General features: G+C 70.1%; 21 protein-coding genes. 17 read left to right on the top strand and 4 right to left on the bottom strand.

Going from position 1 to position 17,324, the window contains the following annotated elements; genetic code table 11:
* From ABZ193_RS01755 to ABZ193_RS01735, 5 genes are all read left to right on the top strand, one after another.
* Positions 1-954 carry a MarR family winged helix-turn-helix transcriptional regulator gene (locus tag ABZ193_RS01755; RefSeq protein WP_354708466.1) on the top strand — a complete coding sequence of 318 codons (954 nt, stop codon included), beginning with the start codon at positions 1-3 and terminating at the stop codon, positions 952-954.
* 94 nt (positions 955-1,048) lie between these two features.
* Entirely contained in the window at positions 1,049-2,353 is a 1,305-nt protein-coding gene (locus ABZ193_RS01750) for an MFS transporter (RefSeq protein ID WP_354708465.1), read from the top strand.
* The gene (locus ABZ193_RS01745) at positions 2,350-3,393 is read left to right on the top strand and encodes a cupin domain-containing protein (RefSeq protein WP_354708464.1); all 1,044 of its coding nucleotides are present in this window, start codon (positions 2,350-2,352) and stop codon (positions 3,391-3,393) included. The genes ABZ193_RS01750 and ABZ193_RS01745 overlap by 4 nt, the downstream gene beginning before the upstream one ends.
* Positions 3,390-4,568 carry an FAD-dependent monooxygenase gene (locus tag ABZ193_RS01740; protein WP_354708463.1) on the top strand — a complete coding sequence of 393 codons (1,179 nt, stop codon included), beginning with the start codon at positions 3,390-3,392 and terminating at the stop codon, positions 4,566-4,568. Before ABZ193_RS01745 ends, ABZ193_RS01740 begins: the two co-directional genes overlap by 4 nt.
* Positions 4,569-4,678: 110 nt before the next feature.
* Positions 4,679-5,461 (top strand): fumarylacetoacetate hydrolase family protein, encoded by a 783-nt coding sequence (locus ABZ193_RS01735; protein ID WP_354708462.1) that lies wholly within the window; start codon positions 4,679-4,681, stop codon positions 5,459-5,461.
* Positions 5,462-5,515: 54 nt separating this feature from the next.
* Here ABZ193_RS01735 and ABZ193_RS01730 read toward each other — a convergent pair whose 3' ends face one another.
* Positions 5,516-6,346: an IclR family transcriptional regulator gene (locus tag ABZ193_RS01730; RefSeq protein ID WP_354708461.1), complete on the bottom strand. Its 831-nt coding sequence runs from the start codon at positions 6,344-6,346 to the stop codon at positions 5,516-5,518.
* A gap of 95 nt (positions 6,347-6,441) precedes the next feature.
* On the opposite strand from ABZ193_RS01730, the gene ABZ193_RS01725 reads away from it, so the two are divergent.
* Together ABZ193_RS01725 and ABZ193_RS01720 are read left to right on the top strand one after the other, a co-directional pair.
* Entirely contained in the window at positions 6,442-7,188 is a 747-nt protein-coding gene (locus tag ABZ193_RS01725) for a class II aldolase/adducin family protein (protein ID WP_354708460.1), read from the top strand.
* Positions 7,185-7,550, top strand: coding sequence for an antibiotic biosynthesis monooxygenase family protein (locus ABZ193_RS01720; RefSeq protein WP_020415805.1), 366 nt, complete (start codon positions 7,185-7,187; stop codon positions 7,548-7,550). Before ABZ193_RS01725 ends, ABZ193_RS01720 begins: the two co-directional genes overlap by 4 nt.
* Before the next feature lie 153 nt (positions 7,551-7,703).
* Here ABZ193_RS01720 and ABZ193_RS01715 read toward each other — a convergent pair whose 3' ends face one another.
* Both ABZ193_RS01715 and ABZ193_RS01710 read right to left on the bottom strand, forming a co-directional pair.
* Complete coding sequence (locus tag ABZ193_RS01715; protein WP_354708459.1) at positions 7,704-8,945, bottom strand: MFS transporter; 1,242 nt, start codon at positions 8,943-8,945, stop codon at positions 7,704-7,706.
* Positions 8,946-9,089: 144 nt separating this feature from the next.
* A complete protein-coding gene (locus ABZ193_RS01710) occupies positions 9,090-9,944 on the bottom strand; it encodes an FCD domain-containing protein (RefSeq protein WP_354708458.1) in 855 nt (284 codons plus the stop codon).
* 38 nt (positions 9,945-9,982) lie between these two features.
* On the opposite strand from ABZ193_RS01710, the gene ABZ193_RS01705 reads away from it, so the two are divergent.
* The 6 genes from ABZ193_RS01705 to ABZ193_RS01680 are packed head-to-tail and all read left to right on the top strand — an operon-like array spanning position 9,983 to position 14,012.
* Positions 9,983-10,501 (top strand): flavin reductase family protein, encoded by a 519-nt coding sequence (locus ABZ193_RS01705; RefSeq protein ID WP_354708457.1) that lies wholly within the window; start codon positions 9,983-9,985, stop codon positions 10,499-10,501.
* 33 nt (positions 10,502-10,534) lie between these two features.
* Positions 10,535-11,743, top strand: coding sequence for an acyl-CoA dehydrogenase family protein (locus tag ABZ193_RS01700; protein WP_354708456.1), 1,209 nt, complete (start codon positions 10,535-10,537; stop codon positions 11,741-11,743).
* A gap of 7 nt (positions 11,744-11,750) precedes the next feature.
* The gene (locus ABZ193_RS01695) at positions 11,751-12,080 is read left to right on the top strand and encodes a Dabb family protein (protein ID WP_354708455.1); all 330 of its coding nucleotides are present in this window, start codon (positions 11,751-11,753) and stop codon (positions 12,078-12,080) included.
* Positions 12,077-12,934: a fumarylacetoacetate hydrolase family protein gene (locus ABZ193_RS01690; RefSeq protein ID WP_354708454.1), complete on the top strand. Its 858-nt coding sequence runs from the start codon at positions 12,077-12,079 to the stop codon at positions 12,932-12,934. The genes ABZ193_RS01695 and ABZ193_RS01690 overlap by 4 nt, the downstream gene beginning before the upstream one ends.
* Positions 12,935-12,937: 3 nt before the next feature.
* Positions 12,938-13,861, top strand: coding sequence for a VOC family protein (locus ABZ193_RS01685; protein WP_020415812.1), 924 nt, complete (start codon positions 12,938-12,940; stop codon positions 13,859-13,861).
* Positions 13,848-14,012 carry a hypothetical protein gene (locus tag ABZ193_RS01680; RefSeq protein WP_020415813.1) on the top strand — a complete coding sequence of 55 codons (165 nt, stop codon included), beginning with the start codon at positions 13,848-13,850 and terminating at the stop codon, positions 14,010-14,012. Before ABZ193_RS01685 ends, ABZ193_RS01680 begins: the two co-directional genes overlap by 14 nt.
* 26 nt (positions 14,013-14,038) lie before the next feature.
* Here ABZ193_RS01680 and ABZ193_RS01675 read toward each other — a convergent pair whose 3' ends face one another.
* A complete protein-coding gene (locus ABZ193_RS01675; RefSeq protein WP_020415814.1) occupies positions 14,039-14,536 on the bottom strand; it encodes a helix-turn-helix domain-containing protein in 498 nt (165 codons plus the stop codon).
* 115 nt (positions 14,537-14,651) lie between these two features.
* On the opposite strand from ABZ193_RS01675, the gene ABZ193_RS01670 reads away from it, so the two are divergent.
* The 4 genes from ABZ193_RS01670 to ABZ193_RS01655 are packed head-to-tail and all read left to right on the top strand — an operon-like array spanning position 14,652 to position 17,305.
* Positions 14,652-15,404, top strand: coding sequence for a hypothetical protein (locus tag ABZ193_RS01670; RefSeq protein WP_020415815.1), 753 nt, complete (start codon positions 14,652-14,654; stop codon positions 15,402-15,404).
* Positions 15,404-15,967, top strand: a complete 564-nt coding sequence (locus ABZ193_RS01665) for a hypothetical protein (protein ID WP_027935526.1) — start codon at positions 15,404-15,406, stop codon at positions 15,965-15,967. The genes ABZ193_RS01670 and ABZ193_RS01665 overlap by 1 nt, the downstream gene beginning before the upstream one ends.
* A 52-nt stretch (positions 15,968-16,019) precedes the next feature.
* Positions 16,020-16,298 (top strand): hypothetical protein, encoded by a 279-nt coding sequence (locus ABZ193_RS01660; protein ID WP_020415817.1) that lies wholly within the window; start codon positions 16,020-16,022, stop codon positions 16,296-16,298.
* A complete protein-coding gene (locus ABZ193_RS01655; protein WP_020415818.1) occupies positions 16,295-17,305 on the top strand; it encodes a TAXI family TRAP transporter solute-binding subunit in 1,011 nt (336 codons plus the stop codon). The genes ABZ193_RS01660 and ABZ193_RS01655 overlap by 4 nt, the downstream gene beginning before the upstream one ends.
* Positions 17,306-17,324 lie beyond the last annotated feature (19 nt).

Genomic DNA, 17,324 nt, shown 5'->3' with positions numbered 1-17,324 from the left:
ATGGCAATCGACCCCACCGCGGAACCCGACGCGCTGGACCTGTCGACGACGCCCGGGCACCTCATCCGCCGTGCTCAGCAAGTGCACACCGCCTACTGGGCCGAAGAGCTGGACGGCCTGCTCACCGGACCGCAGTACGCCGTGGTCGTGTCGCTGGCCGGCTGGCCCGGCATCAGCCAAACCCGCCTCGGCGAACTGGCCTCGCTGGACAAGAACACGGCGGCCGGGATCCTGACCCGGCTGGAGCGCCGTGGCTGGGTGGAGCGGGTCCGTGACCCCGGCGACGCCAGGCGTCGCGTGCTGCGTCTCACCGGCAGTGTGCGAACACGGTTGCGGACGATCACCCCGGCCGCGACGCGGGTGCAGGAGCGCCTGCTCGGCCCGTTGCCACCCGGAGAGCGACAAGCGTTCGTGTCCCGGCTCGCCCGAGTGGCGTTTCAGCAGCGGAGGGTGACGGGCTACGAACCGGAATCGGCGACAGGTCCCGTCCTGTCGTTGCCGACCGCGCCCGGCTACCTGATCCGGCGCGGCGAACGCGTTCACGGTGAGCTCTGGACCGCCGAGGTGGGCGGTGAGCTGACGGCGCCGCAGTACGCGTTGCTGGTCGCCGTGCTGCGCGGCGGCGAGGTGGACCAGCGTCAGGCCGGCGAGCTCGCCTCGCTGGACAAGTCGAGCACCGCGGACGTCGTCTCCCGGCTCGAGCGGCGGGGCTTGGTGCGCCGGTACCGCGACAGCGCCGACGGCCGCCGCTGGCTGCTGGAGCTGACCAGTGCAGCACGGGACACGCTCGGCCACATCACGCCCGCGGTCGCGCGGGTGCAGGAGCGCCTCCTCGAGCCGTTGCCGGCCGCGGAATGGCGCACGTTCACGCGACAGCTCGCCCGCGTGGCCTACCAGGGCACGCCACCGACGCTCTCCCCCAGCGCACCACCGTTGCGCACGCTCGCCCGCTGACGCCGGCGGAACCGGCCCGTTGACGGGACCTCCGATGCTCCGTACTCTCCCTATTTAGTACGTACACGGAGCACATGTGCCGGAAGGGGTACTCATGACAAGGACGTCGGGGTCGAGCAGGCGTGCCGCTGTCTCCAGCCTCATCGGCACGACCATCGAGTGGTACGACTTCTTCATCTACGGCAACGCGGCGGCACTCGTGTTCGGCCCGCAGTTCTTCCCCAGGACCTCCACCCTGGCGGCGACCTTGGCGGCGTACGGCACGTTCGCGGTCGGGTTCCTGGCCCGCCCGCTCGGCGGGATCGTCATGGGCCACTTCGGCGACCGGGTCGGCCGCAAGCGGCTGCTCGTGCTGTCGCTGCTGCTGATGGGGTTCGCCACGTGCGCGATCGGCCTGCTGCCCACCTACGCCGCGATCGGCGTGTGGGCGCCCGCGCTCCTGGTCCTCCTGCGCCTGGCGCAAGGTTTCGGCGTGGGCGGCGAATGGGGCGCGGCGGTGCTGATGTCGGTCGAGCACGCCCCCGCCGGCAGACGTGGTCTGTTCGGCGCATTTCCGCAGATGGGTCTGCCCGCGGGGGTGATCCTGTCCAACGGGGTGTTCCTGGCGGTCAGCGCGTCGATGTCGCGGGAGTCGTTCCTCGCCTGGGGATGGCGGGTGCCGTTCCTGCTGTCCGCGGTGTTGATCGTGGCAGGTCTGACCATCCGCCTGAAGCTCGCCGAGTCGCCGGAGTTCACGAGTGTCCGTGCGCGGAACGCGGTGGTGCGCAGTCCACTCCGGACGGTGCTGCGCACGCACCCGAAGGCTCTGTTCCTGTGCAGCGGCGCGTCGATCGCCGCGCCCGCGCTCGGGTACCTGGTGCTGATCTACCTGCTCTCCTACGGGACGGCGACGTTGCACCTGAGCTCGGGGACGATGTTGTCCATCGTGCTGGCGGGCAGTGTGGTGTGGCTGGTGGCGATCGGGGTGTCGGCGGCCGTGTCGGACCGCTACGGCCGCAAGCGCGTGTTCCTGGCCGGCGCCGGGCTGACCGTGGTGTGGGCCGTCCCGCTCTTCCTGCTCGTCGACACGGCTTCGGTACCGCTCATGGTGCTCGCCGTCGTGATCGGCTGTACCGGCATCGCCGTGATGGCCGGGCCGCAGGCTGCGCTGGTGGCGGACTCGTTCACGGCGGAGGTGCGCTACAGCGGCTCGTCCATCGCCTATCAGGTGGGCTCGGTGCTCGGCGGGGCGCTCGCACCCATCGTCGCGACCGCCCTGGTGGCCGGTACCGGCACCTCACTGTCGGTCTCCCTGTTCATGGCCGCACTGGGACTGGTGAGCCTGGTCTCGATGGCGGCCCTCGCCGAACCGAAACCAACGACCGTCAAGGCCGCCACGGCGGTCAGGGAGGCACCATGACGACAACGAGGTTCCGCTCCACGGAAGCGGATGTCGACGATCTTTACCACGAACTGGCCGAGCACGAACTGCAGCCGCTCTGGGAGCTCAAGGGCCTGCTGACCCGGGAACCCGCGGTGGCGGGGACACCGTTCCGCTGGCAGGGTGACGACCTGCGCAAGCTCGCCGAACGCGCCGGCGAGCTCGTACCGGTCGACCGGGGCGGCGACCGGCGGGTGCTGGCCTGCTGCAATCCGGGGCTGGCCGGCGCGCCGTACGCGGTGTCCACGCTGTGGGCCGCGGTGCAGTACCTGCGCGGACACGAGACGGCGCCGGCACACCGTCACAGCCCGGCCGCGCTGCGGTTCATCACCGAAGGCGAAGGCGTGTTCACCCTCGTCGACGGCGACCCGTTGCCGATGGGCAAGGGCGATCTGGTGCTCACTCCGAGCTGGACGTTCCACGAGCACCACAACCCGGGTGACGCGCCGATGATGTGGATGGACGTGCTCGATCTGCCCGTCGTCGCCGCGCTCGACGCGGTGTTCTTCGAGGAGGGCCCGAGCGAGGAGGCCGACACGGCGACCGCCCCGGCGTCGGCGTCCGAACGCTGGTTCGGCGGCGGCCCCGGCCTCGTCCCGGCAGGCCGTGAGACGCCGCCGTCGCACTCGCCGTTGCTGGCCTACCGGTGGGCCGACACCGACCGGGCGCTCACCGCCCAGCTCGACGTGTCCGGCGCGACCTCGGCCACGCTCCGGTACTCCGACCCCGTCCGCGGCGGCGATGTGATGCCCACGATGCGCTGCGAGATCCAGCGGATCGAGGCGGGCGCGAGCACTACGGCGTTCCGGCAGACCGGGGGGCGCGTCGCGTGCGTGCTGCATGGCACCGGCCGGGCCTGTGTCGGCGAGCGCGTGTTCGACATCGCGCCAGGCGACATCATCGCGGTCCCGTCGTGGTCACGCTGGCAACTCCTCGCCACCAGCCGGCTGGACGTGTTCAGCGTGAGCGATGCACCGGTGCTCGAGGCACTGGGCCTGTTCCGGACGAGTGAGGCATGACCGTGACCGGAAGAATTCCGCTCCTCGTCGTCGGCGGCGGTATCGGCGGGCTGGCCACGGCGCTGGCGATCGCTCGCACCGGGCGTCCGGTGCACGTGCTCGAGCAGGCGCCCGAGTTCGCCGAGATCGGCGCCGGGCTCCAGGTGGGGGCCAACGCGACCCGGGCGATGAGCAGGCTGGGGATATTCGACGACGTCCGCGAGGTGTCCGTGTTCCCGCGAGCCGGGGTGCTGATGGACGCGGTCACCGGGGAACGTCTCACCGCCCTCGACACCGGCCCGTCGTACGTGGAGCGCTACGGCCACCCTTACCTCGTGATGCACCGCAGCGACCTGCTCGACATCCTGCTCAAGCACTGCACCGGGACCGGCCTGGTGACGCTGGAGAACGACAAAACCGTGGTGCACGCCGAGGTCCACGCCGGCGGCGCTACCGTCGGATGCGCCGACGGCACAACCTACACCTGCGACGCGCTCATCGCCGCCGACGGCCTGCACTCCCGGCTGCGCCGGATGATCCGGGACGACAAACCCGTGTGCAGCGGGTACGCCGCCTGCCGGGGCACTGTCCCGATCGGGCAGGTCGCCGACGTCGACGCCGACGACGTGGTGATCTGGATCGGACCGGGCATGCACCTCGTGCAGTACCCCGTCCGGCGCGGCGAGCTGTACAACCAGGTCGCCGTGTTCCACAGCCCGCGACTGTCCGCCGGCGGCTCGGAATGGGGCGGCCCCGGCGAGCTCGACGCCGCCTTCGCGCAGGCATGTGCCCCGGTGCGGAGGTCCGTCTCCCTGGTCAACCGTGACCGGCATTGGCCGATGTTCGACCGTGAGCCCCTCGATCGGTTCGTCCACGAGCGGCTGGCGCTCATGGGCGACGCCGCGCACCCGATGCTCCAGTACCTCGGCCAGGGAGCTTGCCAGGCGCTCGAGGACGCGGTCGAGCTGGCCCGGCAGCTCGACCGGCACGACGTCGACACCGCGTTCGCCGGCTACGAGCGGCGCAGGCTGCCCCGCGCGACCCGCTGCCAGCGCACGGCCCGGCCGTGGGGCGAGATCTGGCACACCGCGGACCCCCTGACCCGGGCCGTGCGCAACCGCATGTTCCAGCTCCGAGCACCCAATGACTACACCGACGTCGACTGGCTCTACGCCGACCCGGAAGGACGAGCATGAAGCTACTCAGCTTTGTCACCAGCGAAGGTACGCCCGGAGTGGGTGCGCTCACCCAGGCCGGGATCGCCGACTTGAGCACACTCGTGCCCGGCCGGAACGGGCTCAGTCCGATGAGGACGCTCCTGGCCACGACCGATCACGCCGGGATCCTCGGTGCCGCCACGGACGCTCCGGTGCTCGAGCCGGAGTCGGTGACCCTGCTGCCGCCGGTACCCGACCCGAGCAAGATCGTCGCCGCGCCCGTGAACTACCTCGACCACAAGGAGGAGATGAGCCAGGCGGTCCACGTCAGCTCGCTCGGCGTGTTCCTCAAGGCGCCCTCGTCGCTCACCCCGCCGAGCGGGACGGTACGGCTGCCCTACCACGACCGGCGCTTCGATCAGGAAGGCGAGCTCGCGGTCGTCATCGGCCGCACCGCCTCACACGTGCCGGAGGACCGCGCCGCCGACCACATATCCGGGTACACCTGTCTGCTGGACATGACCATGCGCGGTGGTGAGGACCGCTCCACGCGCAAGTCGTTCGACACCTTCACCCCGATGGGGCCGTACCTCGTCACCCCGGATGAGGTGGGCCCTGTCGAGGATCTGGAGCTGCGCTGCTGGGTCAACGGCCGGCTCCGGCAGCGCGCGGCCCTGACGGATCTGATCTGGAACGTGCCGCGGCTGATCGCCTACATCTCCTCGGTCATGGAACTCCACCCCGGCGACGTCATCGCGACCGGAACCCCGGCCGGCGTCGGCGAGGTCCACGACGGCGACCACGTCACGGTCGAGATCACGCGCGTCGGGCGGCTCGAGGTCGGCGTGTCCAGTGCCGGCGCGATCAGCTCGCCCACGCTCGGGGCCGATCGCGGCCCGAAACCGCCCGCCGAGGTGACTCCGGTCCGCTGATGCCCGCCCTCGGCGCGCCCGGCGGCGATGCGGCCGAGACACGACGGCGACGACCTACACGATGGCGTCCGTCAGGTCGGCGGCCACGCGCAACGTGGAGCGCGACACCCGGTCGATCCACCCCTGGTCGGCCCTGGACCGAGGCCCGGTCACCACCACCGCCGCACGGGTGCGCCCCTGCCGGTCCTTGACCGCCACCGCGACGCCGCAGACGTCCTTTTCGTTCTCGCCGTCGTTGACGGCGTAACCGCGACGCCGCACCTGGTCCAGCTCTGCCCGGAGCGCACCCAGCGAGGTGATCGACCGCTCGGTGGGGGCACTCAGCGTCGCACCGGCGTAGCGCGCGGTCAGCTCGTCCTCCGTGAGCTGGGCGAGCATCGCCTTGCCCGCCGCGGTGGCGTGCGCGGGAAAAGTCCAGCCCACCCTGGCGCCGGTTTTCACGACCTGCGCGCTCTCGACACCCTCGACGTACAGCACCTCACTGCCCCGCAGGGTCGCCAGGTGGACGGTCTCACCCGTTTCGTCGCGAAGCCGCACGAGCGCCTGGTAAGCACGTGCGCGCACGTCCATGTTCTGGACCACGGCCAGCCCGATGTCCACCAACGCCGGCCCGGCCCGGTACCCGCGCGAGTGCTCGTCCTGCACCACGAAACGGTGATGACCGAGGGTGGTCAGCATCCGGTGCACGGTGGAGCGGGACAGCCCCATCTCCCTGCTCACCTGATTGACCCGGAGCAGCTCACGGTCCTCGAAGAGCCGGAGAAGCCGAAGCACGTTGTCGACAGCCCCGATGAGACCGGGAGGACGTGCAGCGGGTTCAGGATCCACGCAGAGCAGGCTATCGCGAGGATGACAACCCTTGAATACACCGTGGGATCGTCGCATAATACGGGCGACTGTTCCGCATCGTGACACCTCCGTTCACTCAGAACCGGGTCATCCGGAACTTCACCAGGTGACCGAACACGAAGACCGAGGACATGACCCACACTGCAGATCATCAGGGACCGGCTGATCCGGCGAGGCTGCGCGACGAAGTGGCAGCCGCCAGCCGGGCCCTCGCCGTCGCCGGGCTGACAGACATGGTTTGGGGACACGCCTCCGTGCGTGATCCCGCCGGCCGCGGGGTATGGATGAAGGCCTCCGGCTGGGGTTTCGAAGAGGTTGACGCCGAGCGGGTAGTCCTGGTCGCCCCGACCGGCGAGGTCCTCGACGGAGCGGGGAAACGGCACATCGAGTACCCGATCCACACCGAGATCATGGCGCTGCGCCCCGACGTCGGCTGCGTCGTCCACACGCACGCCCCGGCACTCGCGGCGTTCGCCTCTCTCGACGAACCGCTGCGGGCGGTCTCCCACGACGGGGTTCCGTTCGCGAAGCTGCCGCGGTTCACCCGGACCGGCGCTCTCATCGCCAGCGGGGATCTCGGCCGCGCGCTGGCCGACACGCTGGGCGATGCCAACGGCGCACTGATGCCGCACCACGGCGCCGTCACGGCGGGCCCGGACGCGCCCACCGCGGTGATGTACGCCGTCCTGCTCGAACGAGCGTGCCGCACCCAGCTCATGGCCATGGCGGCCGGCGGTCCACGGACCTGGTCGGACGAGGCCGAGGTCGCGTTCAAGAACGAGCAGATCTGGAACCCCGGCCAGCTCAGTGCCGGCTACGACTACCTCGTCCGGACAGCACCGGGCGACAGGATCGCACCGAGAGGAACAACCCTGTGAAGATCGTCGAAATGGACCCGTCCACCACGTTCCGCCAACAGCTCGCGAGCGCCGATTCCCACCCGGTCGTCCTGATCAACCGGTTCTCCGTCCCACCCGAGTTCGAACCCGATTTTCTGGAGCTGTGGCAGAAAGACGCCGCGTTCATGCTCGACCACGGTTGCCTCGGGGCGCAGATGCACAAGGGAACCGAAGGCAGCACCAGCTTCGTGAACATCGCCCTCTGGGAGAACGCCCAGGCCATCGCGAAAGCGTTCGCCTCGGAGGAGTTCCAGAGCCTCATCGCGCGCTACCCCGACACGTGCACGATCTCGCCGCACCTGTTCACCCGCATCGCCGTGCCCGGCGTCTGCGTCGCCTGACCGGGTTCGAGCACCACGTCACGTCAGCTTCCGAGCGGTCCGCGCCCGAGTCGCCCCCGGGCGCGGACCGCTCGTGCCCGGCAGGGGATCACCGGCGCGCAGGCTCCGGCCGGTGATCCCCTGCATCGTCTCGCCGGACCGGGCACCCGCCTGTCACGACCTGATGTCCGCGTTCTTGCTCTCCCGGGCGAACAGCACGATCACCAGGCCGCTCACCACGCACAGGCCGGCCAGGAAGAACATGATCCCCACGACCGACCCGCCTCCGGCGACGGCCAGCGACGACACGATCAGCGGCGTGGTCCCGGCGCCGAGCACGCTGGCGGTCTGGTACCCGAGCGACACCCCGGTGTACCGGACGCGCGCCGGGAACTGTTCGCTGATGAACGCGGCCACCGGCCCGAACGCCACGCTCTGGCACAGCGCCAGCGCCAGCACGAGACCGGCCAGGACGAGGAAGAAGCGGCCGGAGGCGAGCAGCGCGAACACCGGGTGGACCAGGACGATCATCGCCACCAGCCCGGCGAGCATGACCGGCCGCCGGCCGTGACGGTCCGACAGCCAAGCCGCACCCAGGATCCCGGCGATGGCCAGCGCCTGGGAGATCGCGAACGCGAGCAGCGCTTCCGACCTCGACAATCCGTGTGCCACGGAATAGGTGATGCCATAGGTGGCGAACACGGCCTGGATCGCGAACCCGGCGAGGCACGTCAGGCAGACCACGATGACGGCACGGGGCCGGCGCAGGACTTCAACCAAGGGAAAACGGCGGCCTGGGGCCTGGCTCCGCGACGCCGCCTCGAATGCCGGGCTTTCGGCGACCTTCGCCCGCACGAACAGCCCGACCGCGAGCAGCAAGGCCGAGCACAGGAACGGAATCCGCCACCCCCACGCGAGGAAGTCGTCCTTGGGCAGCAGCCCGGCGAGCGCGAGCGCGACAGCTCCCAGCACCGTTCCCGTGGGGGCACCGGCCATGGTGAACGAGGCAGCCATACCGCGGCGATCTCCGCGGGCGTGCTCGGCCGACAGCAGCGCCGCGCCGCCCCACTCCCCGCCGATGGCGACCCCCTGAACCACCCGCAGCAGCACGAGCAGGAGCGGCCCCCACACGGGGATCGCGGGCACCACACCGATGAGGGTGGAGGCCACTCCCATCGCGGTCATCGAGACGACGAGCATCCTCTTGCGGCCGAGAAGATCCCCGAAGTGCCCGAACACCAAGCCGCCGAGCGGGCGGGCGACGAACCCGGCCGCCAGGGTGCCGTACGAAGCGACCGTCGCGACGAGCGGGTCCAGCCCGGCGAAGAACACCGGTCCGAACACCACGGAGGAGGCTGTCGCGTAGAGGGCGAAGTCGTAGTACTCGATCGTGCTGCCGAGATAACTCGACAACACGGCTCGTCGTTCACGAGCGATGTCTTCGTGAACCCGCTGGTTCGTGGTCTCGTCCGCAAGCGCCATTGCCGCAGACTCCTTTCCGGTGGGCAGGGTGGGGCACGGGGACGGCACGGTGACGCCGTCCCCGGAAATCCGTGGAGGTCAGTGCGATGCCGGCCCGGCGCGGTGCGACAGGCGGGTGGTCGTGTTGTGTTCGGCGATGACGTCGAGTGCTTTCACGTCGCCGGCGGCGATGGCGTCGACCAGCGCCACGTGCAGTTCGTAGCGTTCCTGGATGAACTCCGGCAGCGGTTGCTCACCGGTGGGCAGCACCGAGAGCAGGTGCGACTCGACCATCTCGAGCAGGCTGAGGTAGAGCGGGCGCAGGATCGGGCTGGGACTGACCTCGGCGATGCGAGCGTGGAGTGCCCAGTTGGCGCGGATGAAGGCGGTCCCGTCGCAATCGTCGGCCGCGGTCTTCATCTTCCGGAGCTCGGCGCGCATCGCGGCGATGTCTTGCGCCGAGGCGTACTTGAGGGCGTCCTCGACGAGCAGCGGGTCGAGCGCGTCGCGCAGACGGATGGCGTCGGCCACCGACGCGGCGTCGTGATCGACAGCCAGCATCGAGTTGCCGAGCCGGACCAGAGGCGACTGCTGGTCGGCGAACAGTCCCCCGCCTGGCCCGGACTTCACCCGCACGAGCCCGCGCTGCTGGACGAGCCGCAGTGCCTCGTTGAAGGTGCCGACGGACACGCCGCAATGCGCCCGGATCTCCTCCTTGGTGCCCAGGCGGTCCCCCGGCTCCAGACCGGCCACCAGGGCGGCGATCTCCTCCGCGGCGCGTTCCGGACGGGTCAGGTTGCGCCAACGGCGGGGTTCCCAGTCCTCCCTGCGCAGGGCAGGGATATCCGAGGTCATCGCAGGCAAACCCCTTCGACCACGTTGCAGCCAAATCCAACATGGCGAATTCTGCCAGACCGGTTGACAGATGAACAGCCCTCCTCCCAGACTGGCCATCAGAATTCAGCATGGTGGATTTGCCAACGGAGGCAATCGTGCTCGATCAGCACTTCCGCGATCTCATGGCGGGGGTCTGCGCCCCGGTCACCGTGGTCACGACTTCCGACGACGACGGCCCGCACGGTGCGACGGTGAGCTCGCTGGCCTCGGTCTCACTGCGACCGGCGCTGCTGTCGATCGCCCTCGACCGGCGATCGGCCCTGCTGTCCCGGATCCTGGAGACGCGGCGGTTCGGCGTCAACGTGCTCAGCTCCGCACAGGAGGACACGGCCGCGGCGTTCGCGCGCCGCGGCCTGGACAGGTTCGCCGGCGTCGGGTGGTCCAGCTCCGGCGGCCTGCCCCGCCTCGACGGTGCCGCGGGCTGGGCGGCGTGTGACCTTTCGCAGACCGTCGAAGCCGGGGATCACCTCCTCCTGATCGGCCTCGTCACCCACGCCTCGTCCGTCCAGGTCGCTCCGCTCGTGTACGGCCACCGCACCTTCGGCACCCATTCCCGGTTCAGCAGCCGGCCCCGGCGGCCCATCGCCGATCACATCGCCGCACTGTCCAGCTGAACAGCATCCACCGGTAACACCCAGGAGAACCGCATGACAGCCCAGACCACTTCGCCGGTTGTGACCGTTCCCAGCGCCTCGGAACTCGTGGCCCGCGCACGCGACCTCAAACCGTTGCTGAGCAAGAACGCTGCCGCCGGGGAAGCCGACCGCAGGGTCGTCGAGGAGAGCATCCAGGCCATGACCGACGCCGGTCTCTTCAAGCTCGCCACCCCCAAGCGCTACGGCGGGTACGAGACCTCGATGCGCACCATGCTGGACGTTTCGGCCGCCGTCGCCGAGGCCGATGGCGGCACCTCGTGGGTGCTGACGCTGACCAACGTCTGCGCCTGGCTGACGAGCCTGTTCCCGGTTCAGGCCCAGGACGACGTGTTCGGCGACGACCCGGACGCGAAGGTGTCGGGTGTGCTCACCCCCACCGCCGAGACGGTCAAGGTCGACGGCGGCTGGCGGGTGACCGGGAAGTGGTACTACAACTCCGGCTCATGGCACGCGACCTGGGCGGTTCTGGGCGTTCCGCTGGCCGACGAGTCGGGCGAGGTCGTGGACCAGGCCCTGGTCCTGATCCCGCGGGCGGACATGGACCTGGAGGACACGTGGTTCGTCGCCGGCATGCGGTCCAGCGGCAGCAACTGCCTGGTCGCCGAAGACGTGTTCGTGCCCGAACACCGGGTGATGCGCGTGCCTCAGGCGATCGCCGGCGACTACCCGACCGAACGCCAGGACAGCGAACCGCTCTACCGGTCCCCGTTCGTACCGGTCCTGGCGCTCGTGCTGGTCGGGCCGCAGCTGGGCATGGGCCGCGCCGCGCTCGACCTCGTGACCAGCAAGGCGGCGAAGAAGCCGATCTCCTACACGTTCTTCACCGCACAGCGGGACTCGACCGCGTTCCAGCTGCAGATCGCCGAAGCGGCGCGGCTCATCGACACCGCTCACCTGCACGCCTACCGGGCCGCCGACGACATCGACGAGGCCGCCACCCGCGGTGTCTACCCGGACTTCCTCACCCGCGCCCGGGTGCGCTCGGACACCGGGCACGTGGCCGAGTGCATCACGCGCGCCATCGACATCCTGCTGTCCGCCCACGGCGCCGGATCCTTCGCCGAGGTGAACCCGTTGCAGCGCATCTGGCGCGACTCGGCGACGGCCGCGCGGCACGCCGTCGTGAGCCCGGCCGTGAGCTACGAGGTGTACGGCAAGGCGCTGCTCGGCGTCGACGAGTCCATCACCCCACTGGTGTGAGGGCGAGATGTTCCACCACGTGGTCACCTTCACCTTCAGACCCGGCGTCACCCGCGCGGACGCCTTCGCCCTCGCCGAGGAGCTCCGTGAAGTCGCGGAGACCCTCCCCGGCCTCCGCTCGTACGCCTGTGGTTCCGACCTCGGCTGGCGCGAGGGAAACGCGGACTTCGCGGTCGCCGCGATCTTCGACTCCGAGAACGCGTTGCTGAACTACCTGAACCACCCGGAACACAAGGACATCATCGCCCGTCACGTCCCCGTCATGGTCGCCGACAGGCACGGCGTCCAGTTCGCAGACGGCGGGCGCACCATCGAATCGACAGAGGAGCGTACATGAGGCTGGCCAATGTGGACGGACGCGCTGTCCTGCTCACCGCCGACGACCGCGGTGTGGACATCGAATCCGCCAGCGGCGGCAAGTTCGGCCCCGGCCTGCCCGCGGTCTACGAGGACTGGAAGGGGTTCCGCTCCTGGGCCGAGTCGGCCGACACGACCGGCGCGACCGCCTTCAGCCGCGCTCAGCTCGGATCCCCGTCACCGGCGCCCCGGCAGATCGTCGCGGTGGGGCTCAACTACCGCGAGCACGCCGCCGAGTCCGGGTTCGCGGTTCCGGACCGGCTGCCGCCGGTGTTCACCAAGTTCGACAGCAGCCTCAGCGGACCGGACACCCGGGTGGTGCTGCCGCCGGGTGGTAACACGGACTGGGAGGTCGAGCTCGTGGTGGTGATAGGCGCACGAGCGGCGGGCATCGACGCGAGCGAGGCCTGGGACTACGTCGCGGGCCTCACCGTCGGGCAGGATCTGTCCGAGCGGATCACCCAGCTGGCCGGCCCGGCGCCGCAGTTCAGCCTCGGCAAGTCCTTTCCCGGCTTCGCTCCGGTCGGCCCGTGGCTGGTCACCCCGGACTCGATGCCCGACAAGGACGACCTCGAACTGGGCTGCGCGCTCGACGGCGAGGTCGTGCAGCAGGGCCGGACCAGGGACCTGATCTTCCCGGTCGCGGAACTGCTGTCGAAGCTGTCGGAGACGATCGTCTTGTACCCGGGGGACCTGATCTTCACCGGCACCCCCGCCGGCGTCGGCCAGGGCCGGCAGCCGCAGCGGTTCATCAAGCCCGGCGAGACGTTGCGGAGCTGGATCGAGGGCATCGGCGAGCTCAACCAAACCTTCACCGACTCCCCGGAGGCATGAGCCATGGGCCTGCACAGACTGACCAGCGTCACCATCGGTGTGCCCGACGTCGACGCCACCGCGGCCTACTACACCGAGTTCGGGCTCGACCACCGCGGCGACGGGGTGTTCGCCACCCGGGACGGCGGCGAGCAGCTGCGCCTCGTGCGCACCCCGTACCGGCGCCTGGTCGAGCTCGGCGTCGGAGTCGACGACACCGACGACATCACCCGGATCGCCCTGCGACTCGAGCGCCTGGGGGTGCCACGGGACTTCGACAGCAACGTCCTGCGCGCCACGGAACCGGTGACCGGGGCTGTGGTCCGTGTCGAGGTCGCGCCCCGCATCGTTCAGGAGCCGGTGCCGGCAACCCGCTACAACGGCCCTGGCCGCCTGGAGCGCACCGGAGCCCGCGCCCCCGGCGTGCTGCGCACGACGCCGGTTCAGCCCAAGAAGCTCGGCCACGCGGTGCTCGGCACGACGAACCTGCAAGCGACCATGGGTTTCTTCACCGAGGGCATCGGGTTCAAGGTCAGCGACTACATCAGCGACAAGGGCGCGTTCATGCGCTGCTCCGTCGATCACCACAACGTCCTGGCGATGGCCGCGCCGGTGAACTTCCTGCACCACACGAGCTGGCAGGTCGACGACATCGACGACGTCGGCCGGGGAGCCTGCGCCATGCTCGAAGGGCATCCCGAGCGGCACGTGTGGGGGCTCGGCCGCCACCACGCGGGGTCGAACTTCTTCTGGTACCTCAAGGACCCGGCAGGCAACTTCTCCGAGTACTACTCCGACATGGACTGCATTCCCGAGGACGAGATCTGGAAGCCGGAGGTCTGGGAAGGCGCGCAGGGTCTGTTCAACTGGGGTCCCCCGCCGCCGCCGTCGTTCCTCCAGCCGGAGGACCTGGCCGAGCTGATGACCGGCCAGCATGCTCCCGGCTGACGCCACGACGCCCGGCACCGGCGACGACCTGTGCGGTGTTCCCAGCGAGCTGCTGGAAGCGTTGCAGGAGGTCGTCGCCGGACGCCCGGGCACCGAGCCCGCGGATCCCACCGCGGACCGGCCGACGACACACCGCGGTGCTCCGGCGTGAGGTGACGACGATGCCCATCGAGCCGTTCAGGCCGCCGAGTCAGGCGACTCGGCGGCCTGAACGTGCTCAGGACCGTCCTCCAGGCGCCGGCACAACTCGTCCAGAACCCGCGCGGCCGTCTCGAGGTCCGCCAGGGGGATGCTCTCGCCGAGCCGGTTCGCCCAGGCCACCCGCTTGCGGTCGACTGTCTCGTAAGCGGTCGCCCCCGCATCGGTGCGCCGGACGAGCGGTGAACGGCGATGATCCTCGTTGGGCGCGAACTCGACCAGGCCCCGCCGGGCCAGGCGCCGGACCGAGGCGTGCACGCTCTGCCGGGACAGTCCCATGCGCCGGGCGATCTGCGCGACGGTGAGCGGGCGGTCGGCCAGCGAGATCGCGCCCAGCACCTGCCACAACGCGGCGGTCAGCTCCTGCTCCGCCGTGAGCCGGTCACCGGTGGCCAGGAAGTCGCCGTTGGCCCGGAACGTGGTCAGCACCAGCCGGGTGACCGCGTCCCCGGCTGCCGTCAAGTCTTCATCACCCACCACGACATCCTCACACAGCCGTCCACCGCGGACCAGTTGTCAGCTAGTTGACATGTGAGTCTCAAGACAATAATCGGGTCACTGCGATCCGCAGACACCAATCCTGGAGACGACGATGTCCACCACCAGTTCAGCCGCGGCCGGCTCCGCGGCACCCCCGCGGATTCCGCCGCCCACCGGCCGTCGCGAGCCGCTCAAAGCGAACGTCTTCGAACGCATGGCAGGCGCCTCCTGCCAGCTGCAGGCCCTGTTCCCGTACCACGACGCGGGCGCGATCGTGCCGTGCGGCGCGATCTTCACCGGGGACCCGGACGACGGCGAGTTCGGCCACTTCTTCCACTGGAACACCGTCGAGGAGCTCACCGTCGTCTTCGGCGCCAGCGGAGCGATGCTGCAGACCGGGCAGATCTTCGCCAACCAGGCGCTGCACGGCGTGAACTCGTTCCTGCGCGACCCGAAGGACCCGGACTCCTACGCGGTCATGTCGATCACCCAGCGCCAGTCCGATGAGGACAAGCAGCGCGAGGCGATCATCTTCCGCTGCCAGGAATGCCACGAGCAGCTCCTGCGCTTCGAGTACGACTCGACGCCGCAGGGCGTCGAGGGGCACAAGCCCGAACAGTGGGGCGGGAGCCACGACGACGAGTACCCGGTGTTCAGCACGATCTGGGGCAGCGTCGAGGCGGCGGCCCAGATGGACGACGACGCCGTGCGGACCTGCTCGAAGTGCGGTCACGTCAACGACACGTTCCCCGAACACAAGTGGGGCTGGTCGCGGTGGGTCGAGCAGACCCGCACCGCCAACCGCTCCAAGGAAGCGCTGCGCACGGCGATCCGCGCGCTCGGCGAGAAGAAGGCGGTGCGGTGATGGCCAGGCGCCGGATGCTGAACGGGCTCAAGGCCGCGCAGGACCTCGGCGACTACGCCGACACCCCGGTACTGCCGGCCACTTTGGACCCGCAGGCCCACCTCTCGCGCAACACGGTCGCACAACCGTTCTGGCTGCTCTGCGGCAAGGACACGGTGATCGCGCAGCTGTCCGGATCCGCCGTCGTGCACCTCAAGGACTCGTCGGTCAAGTGGTTCACCCTGGAACTCGGCGATCACGTCTACATCCCCGCGGGCACTCCGCACCGGATCCTCCCCACCGAGGAGGGCGTGCAGATCCGCTACAAAGCGCGCAACCCCGGTCTGGAGGGGGTGGCGTGGTACTGCCCTGGCTGCGACGGCGAGGTGCACCGGGTCGAGTGGGACACCGCCGACACCATCTCCCAGCAGGCGTACTACGACGCTTGTGCCGAGTTCAACGACAACGAAGCACTGCGCACCTGCTCGGCCTGCGGCACCCGGCACCCGCTGATCGACATGGCTCCCTTCGCGGGCTGGCCGGAGGTCGCCCGGCAACTCCGCGACGAACTCGCCTCGGCCTGAACCGCCGCGGCCAACCTCATCCGCAGACCACTCGACGAAGAGAGCTGACACCATGGCCACCTTCCTCACCCTCCACCAGGCGCCCGGGCTCTCGGCCGACGAGATCGCCGGCTACGGGCCCGAGGTCGCCCAGGGCGTGCATGCCCGCTTCCGCAACCTGTTCGTCAACCTGCGCTCGGGATTCATCGTCACCATCTACGAGGCCGACAGCCGGGACGCGGTGGAGCAGGAGTTCGAGCGGATCGGTTTCCCGTTCGACGACATCCACGAGATCGACTACACCCTGGACGAGGCCCAGCTCGCCGCGATGACCTCCGGGGCCACCTCGTGACCGAGCACGCCACCCCGCCCGAGCCGTTCATCGACCGGGAGATCTCCCTGATCTTCCAGGGCGACTGGGGCCAGGCGAACCTGCACCGCATCTGCGGCTGGTTGTGCCAGGAGATCGGTGACCGATCGGCGCCGGGATCCCGGTTCGGGATCTGGTCGGGGCGCGGCGGCACCGACGCCGTCCGGGCCGTGCTCGCGCAGGACGTCGACGCGGCGCTCCTGACCCCCACCGCGGCGGCCGCAGGTATCACGGCCGGAGCCGGTCCCCTCGCCGTGCCCGGCGCCGACCGGCTCCGCGCCCTGGGCACGCTCCCCCAGCGCGATCGCCTGGTGACGTGCGTCGACGCCGCGCTCGGCGTCTCGCACACGGGTGAGCTGGCGGAGTTGCTGCCGTCGCTGCGCATCGCGACCAGCCCCGACGACGGGGTCAACCTGATCGGGGCCGCCGCGCACCGGTTGCTCGGCGCGCACGGCATCACACCGGAACGCCTCGAGCAGGCGGGTGGGTCGATGCTCTACGCGGAACGGCCGTTCCCGGCGATCGCCGCGTTCCGCGACGGCGGAGCCAACGTCCTCATCCACGAGGCGATCATGACCCCCGCCTGGCAACGGGTGGCCGAGCACAGGCCGGTCACCTACCTCGACGTCGATCCCGCGGTGGTCGCGGCGTTCGCCGACTGGCACTGGCCCACCGCCACCGTGCCCGCCGGCTATCTGCCCGGTCTGGATCACGACCTGGAGGCGCTGGAGTTCTCCGACTTCCTGCTCGTGTGCCGGGCGGACCTTCCCGACGACATCGCCTCGATGATCGCCTGGTGCCTGGTGGCGACCCGGGAGGCGCTGGAAGTCCAGTACCGCCACTTGCCCCCGGACCGCAGCCCGGTCAGCTACCCGCTCGACCCGAAGGCGATCGCGAGCACGCCCGTTCCGCTGCACCCCGCCGCCGAAGCCACCTACGCGGCGCTCGGCGACGGCGCATCAGCCGCCGGCGCCCTGATGTGGGCCTGAGCGCCCGAAGAAGGAGAAC

It is taken from the genome of Amycolatopsis sp. NPDC006125, from assembly GCF_040614195.1.
Taxonomy (GTDB): Bacteria; Actinomycetota; Actinomycetes; order Mycobacteriales; family Pseudonocardiaceae; genus Amycolatopsis_E; species Amycolatopsis_E tucumanensis.
Note: the sequence above shows the minus strand (reverse complement) of the source record. Positions and strands in the feature narration are given on the sequence as shown.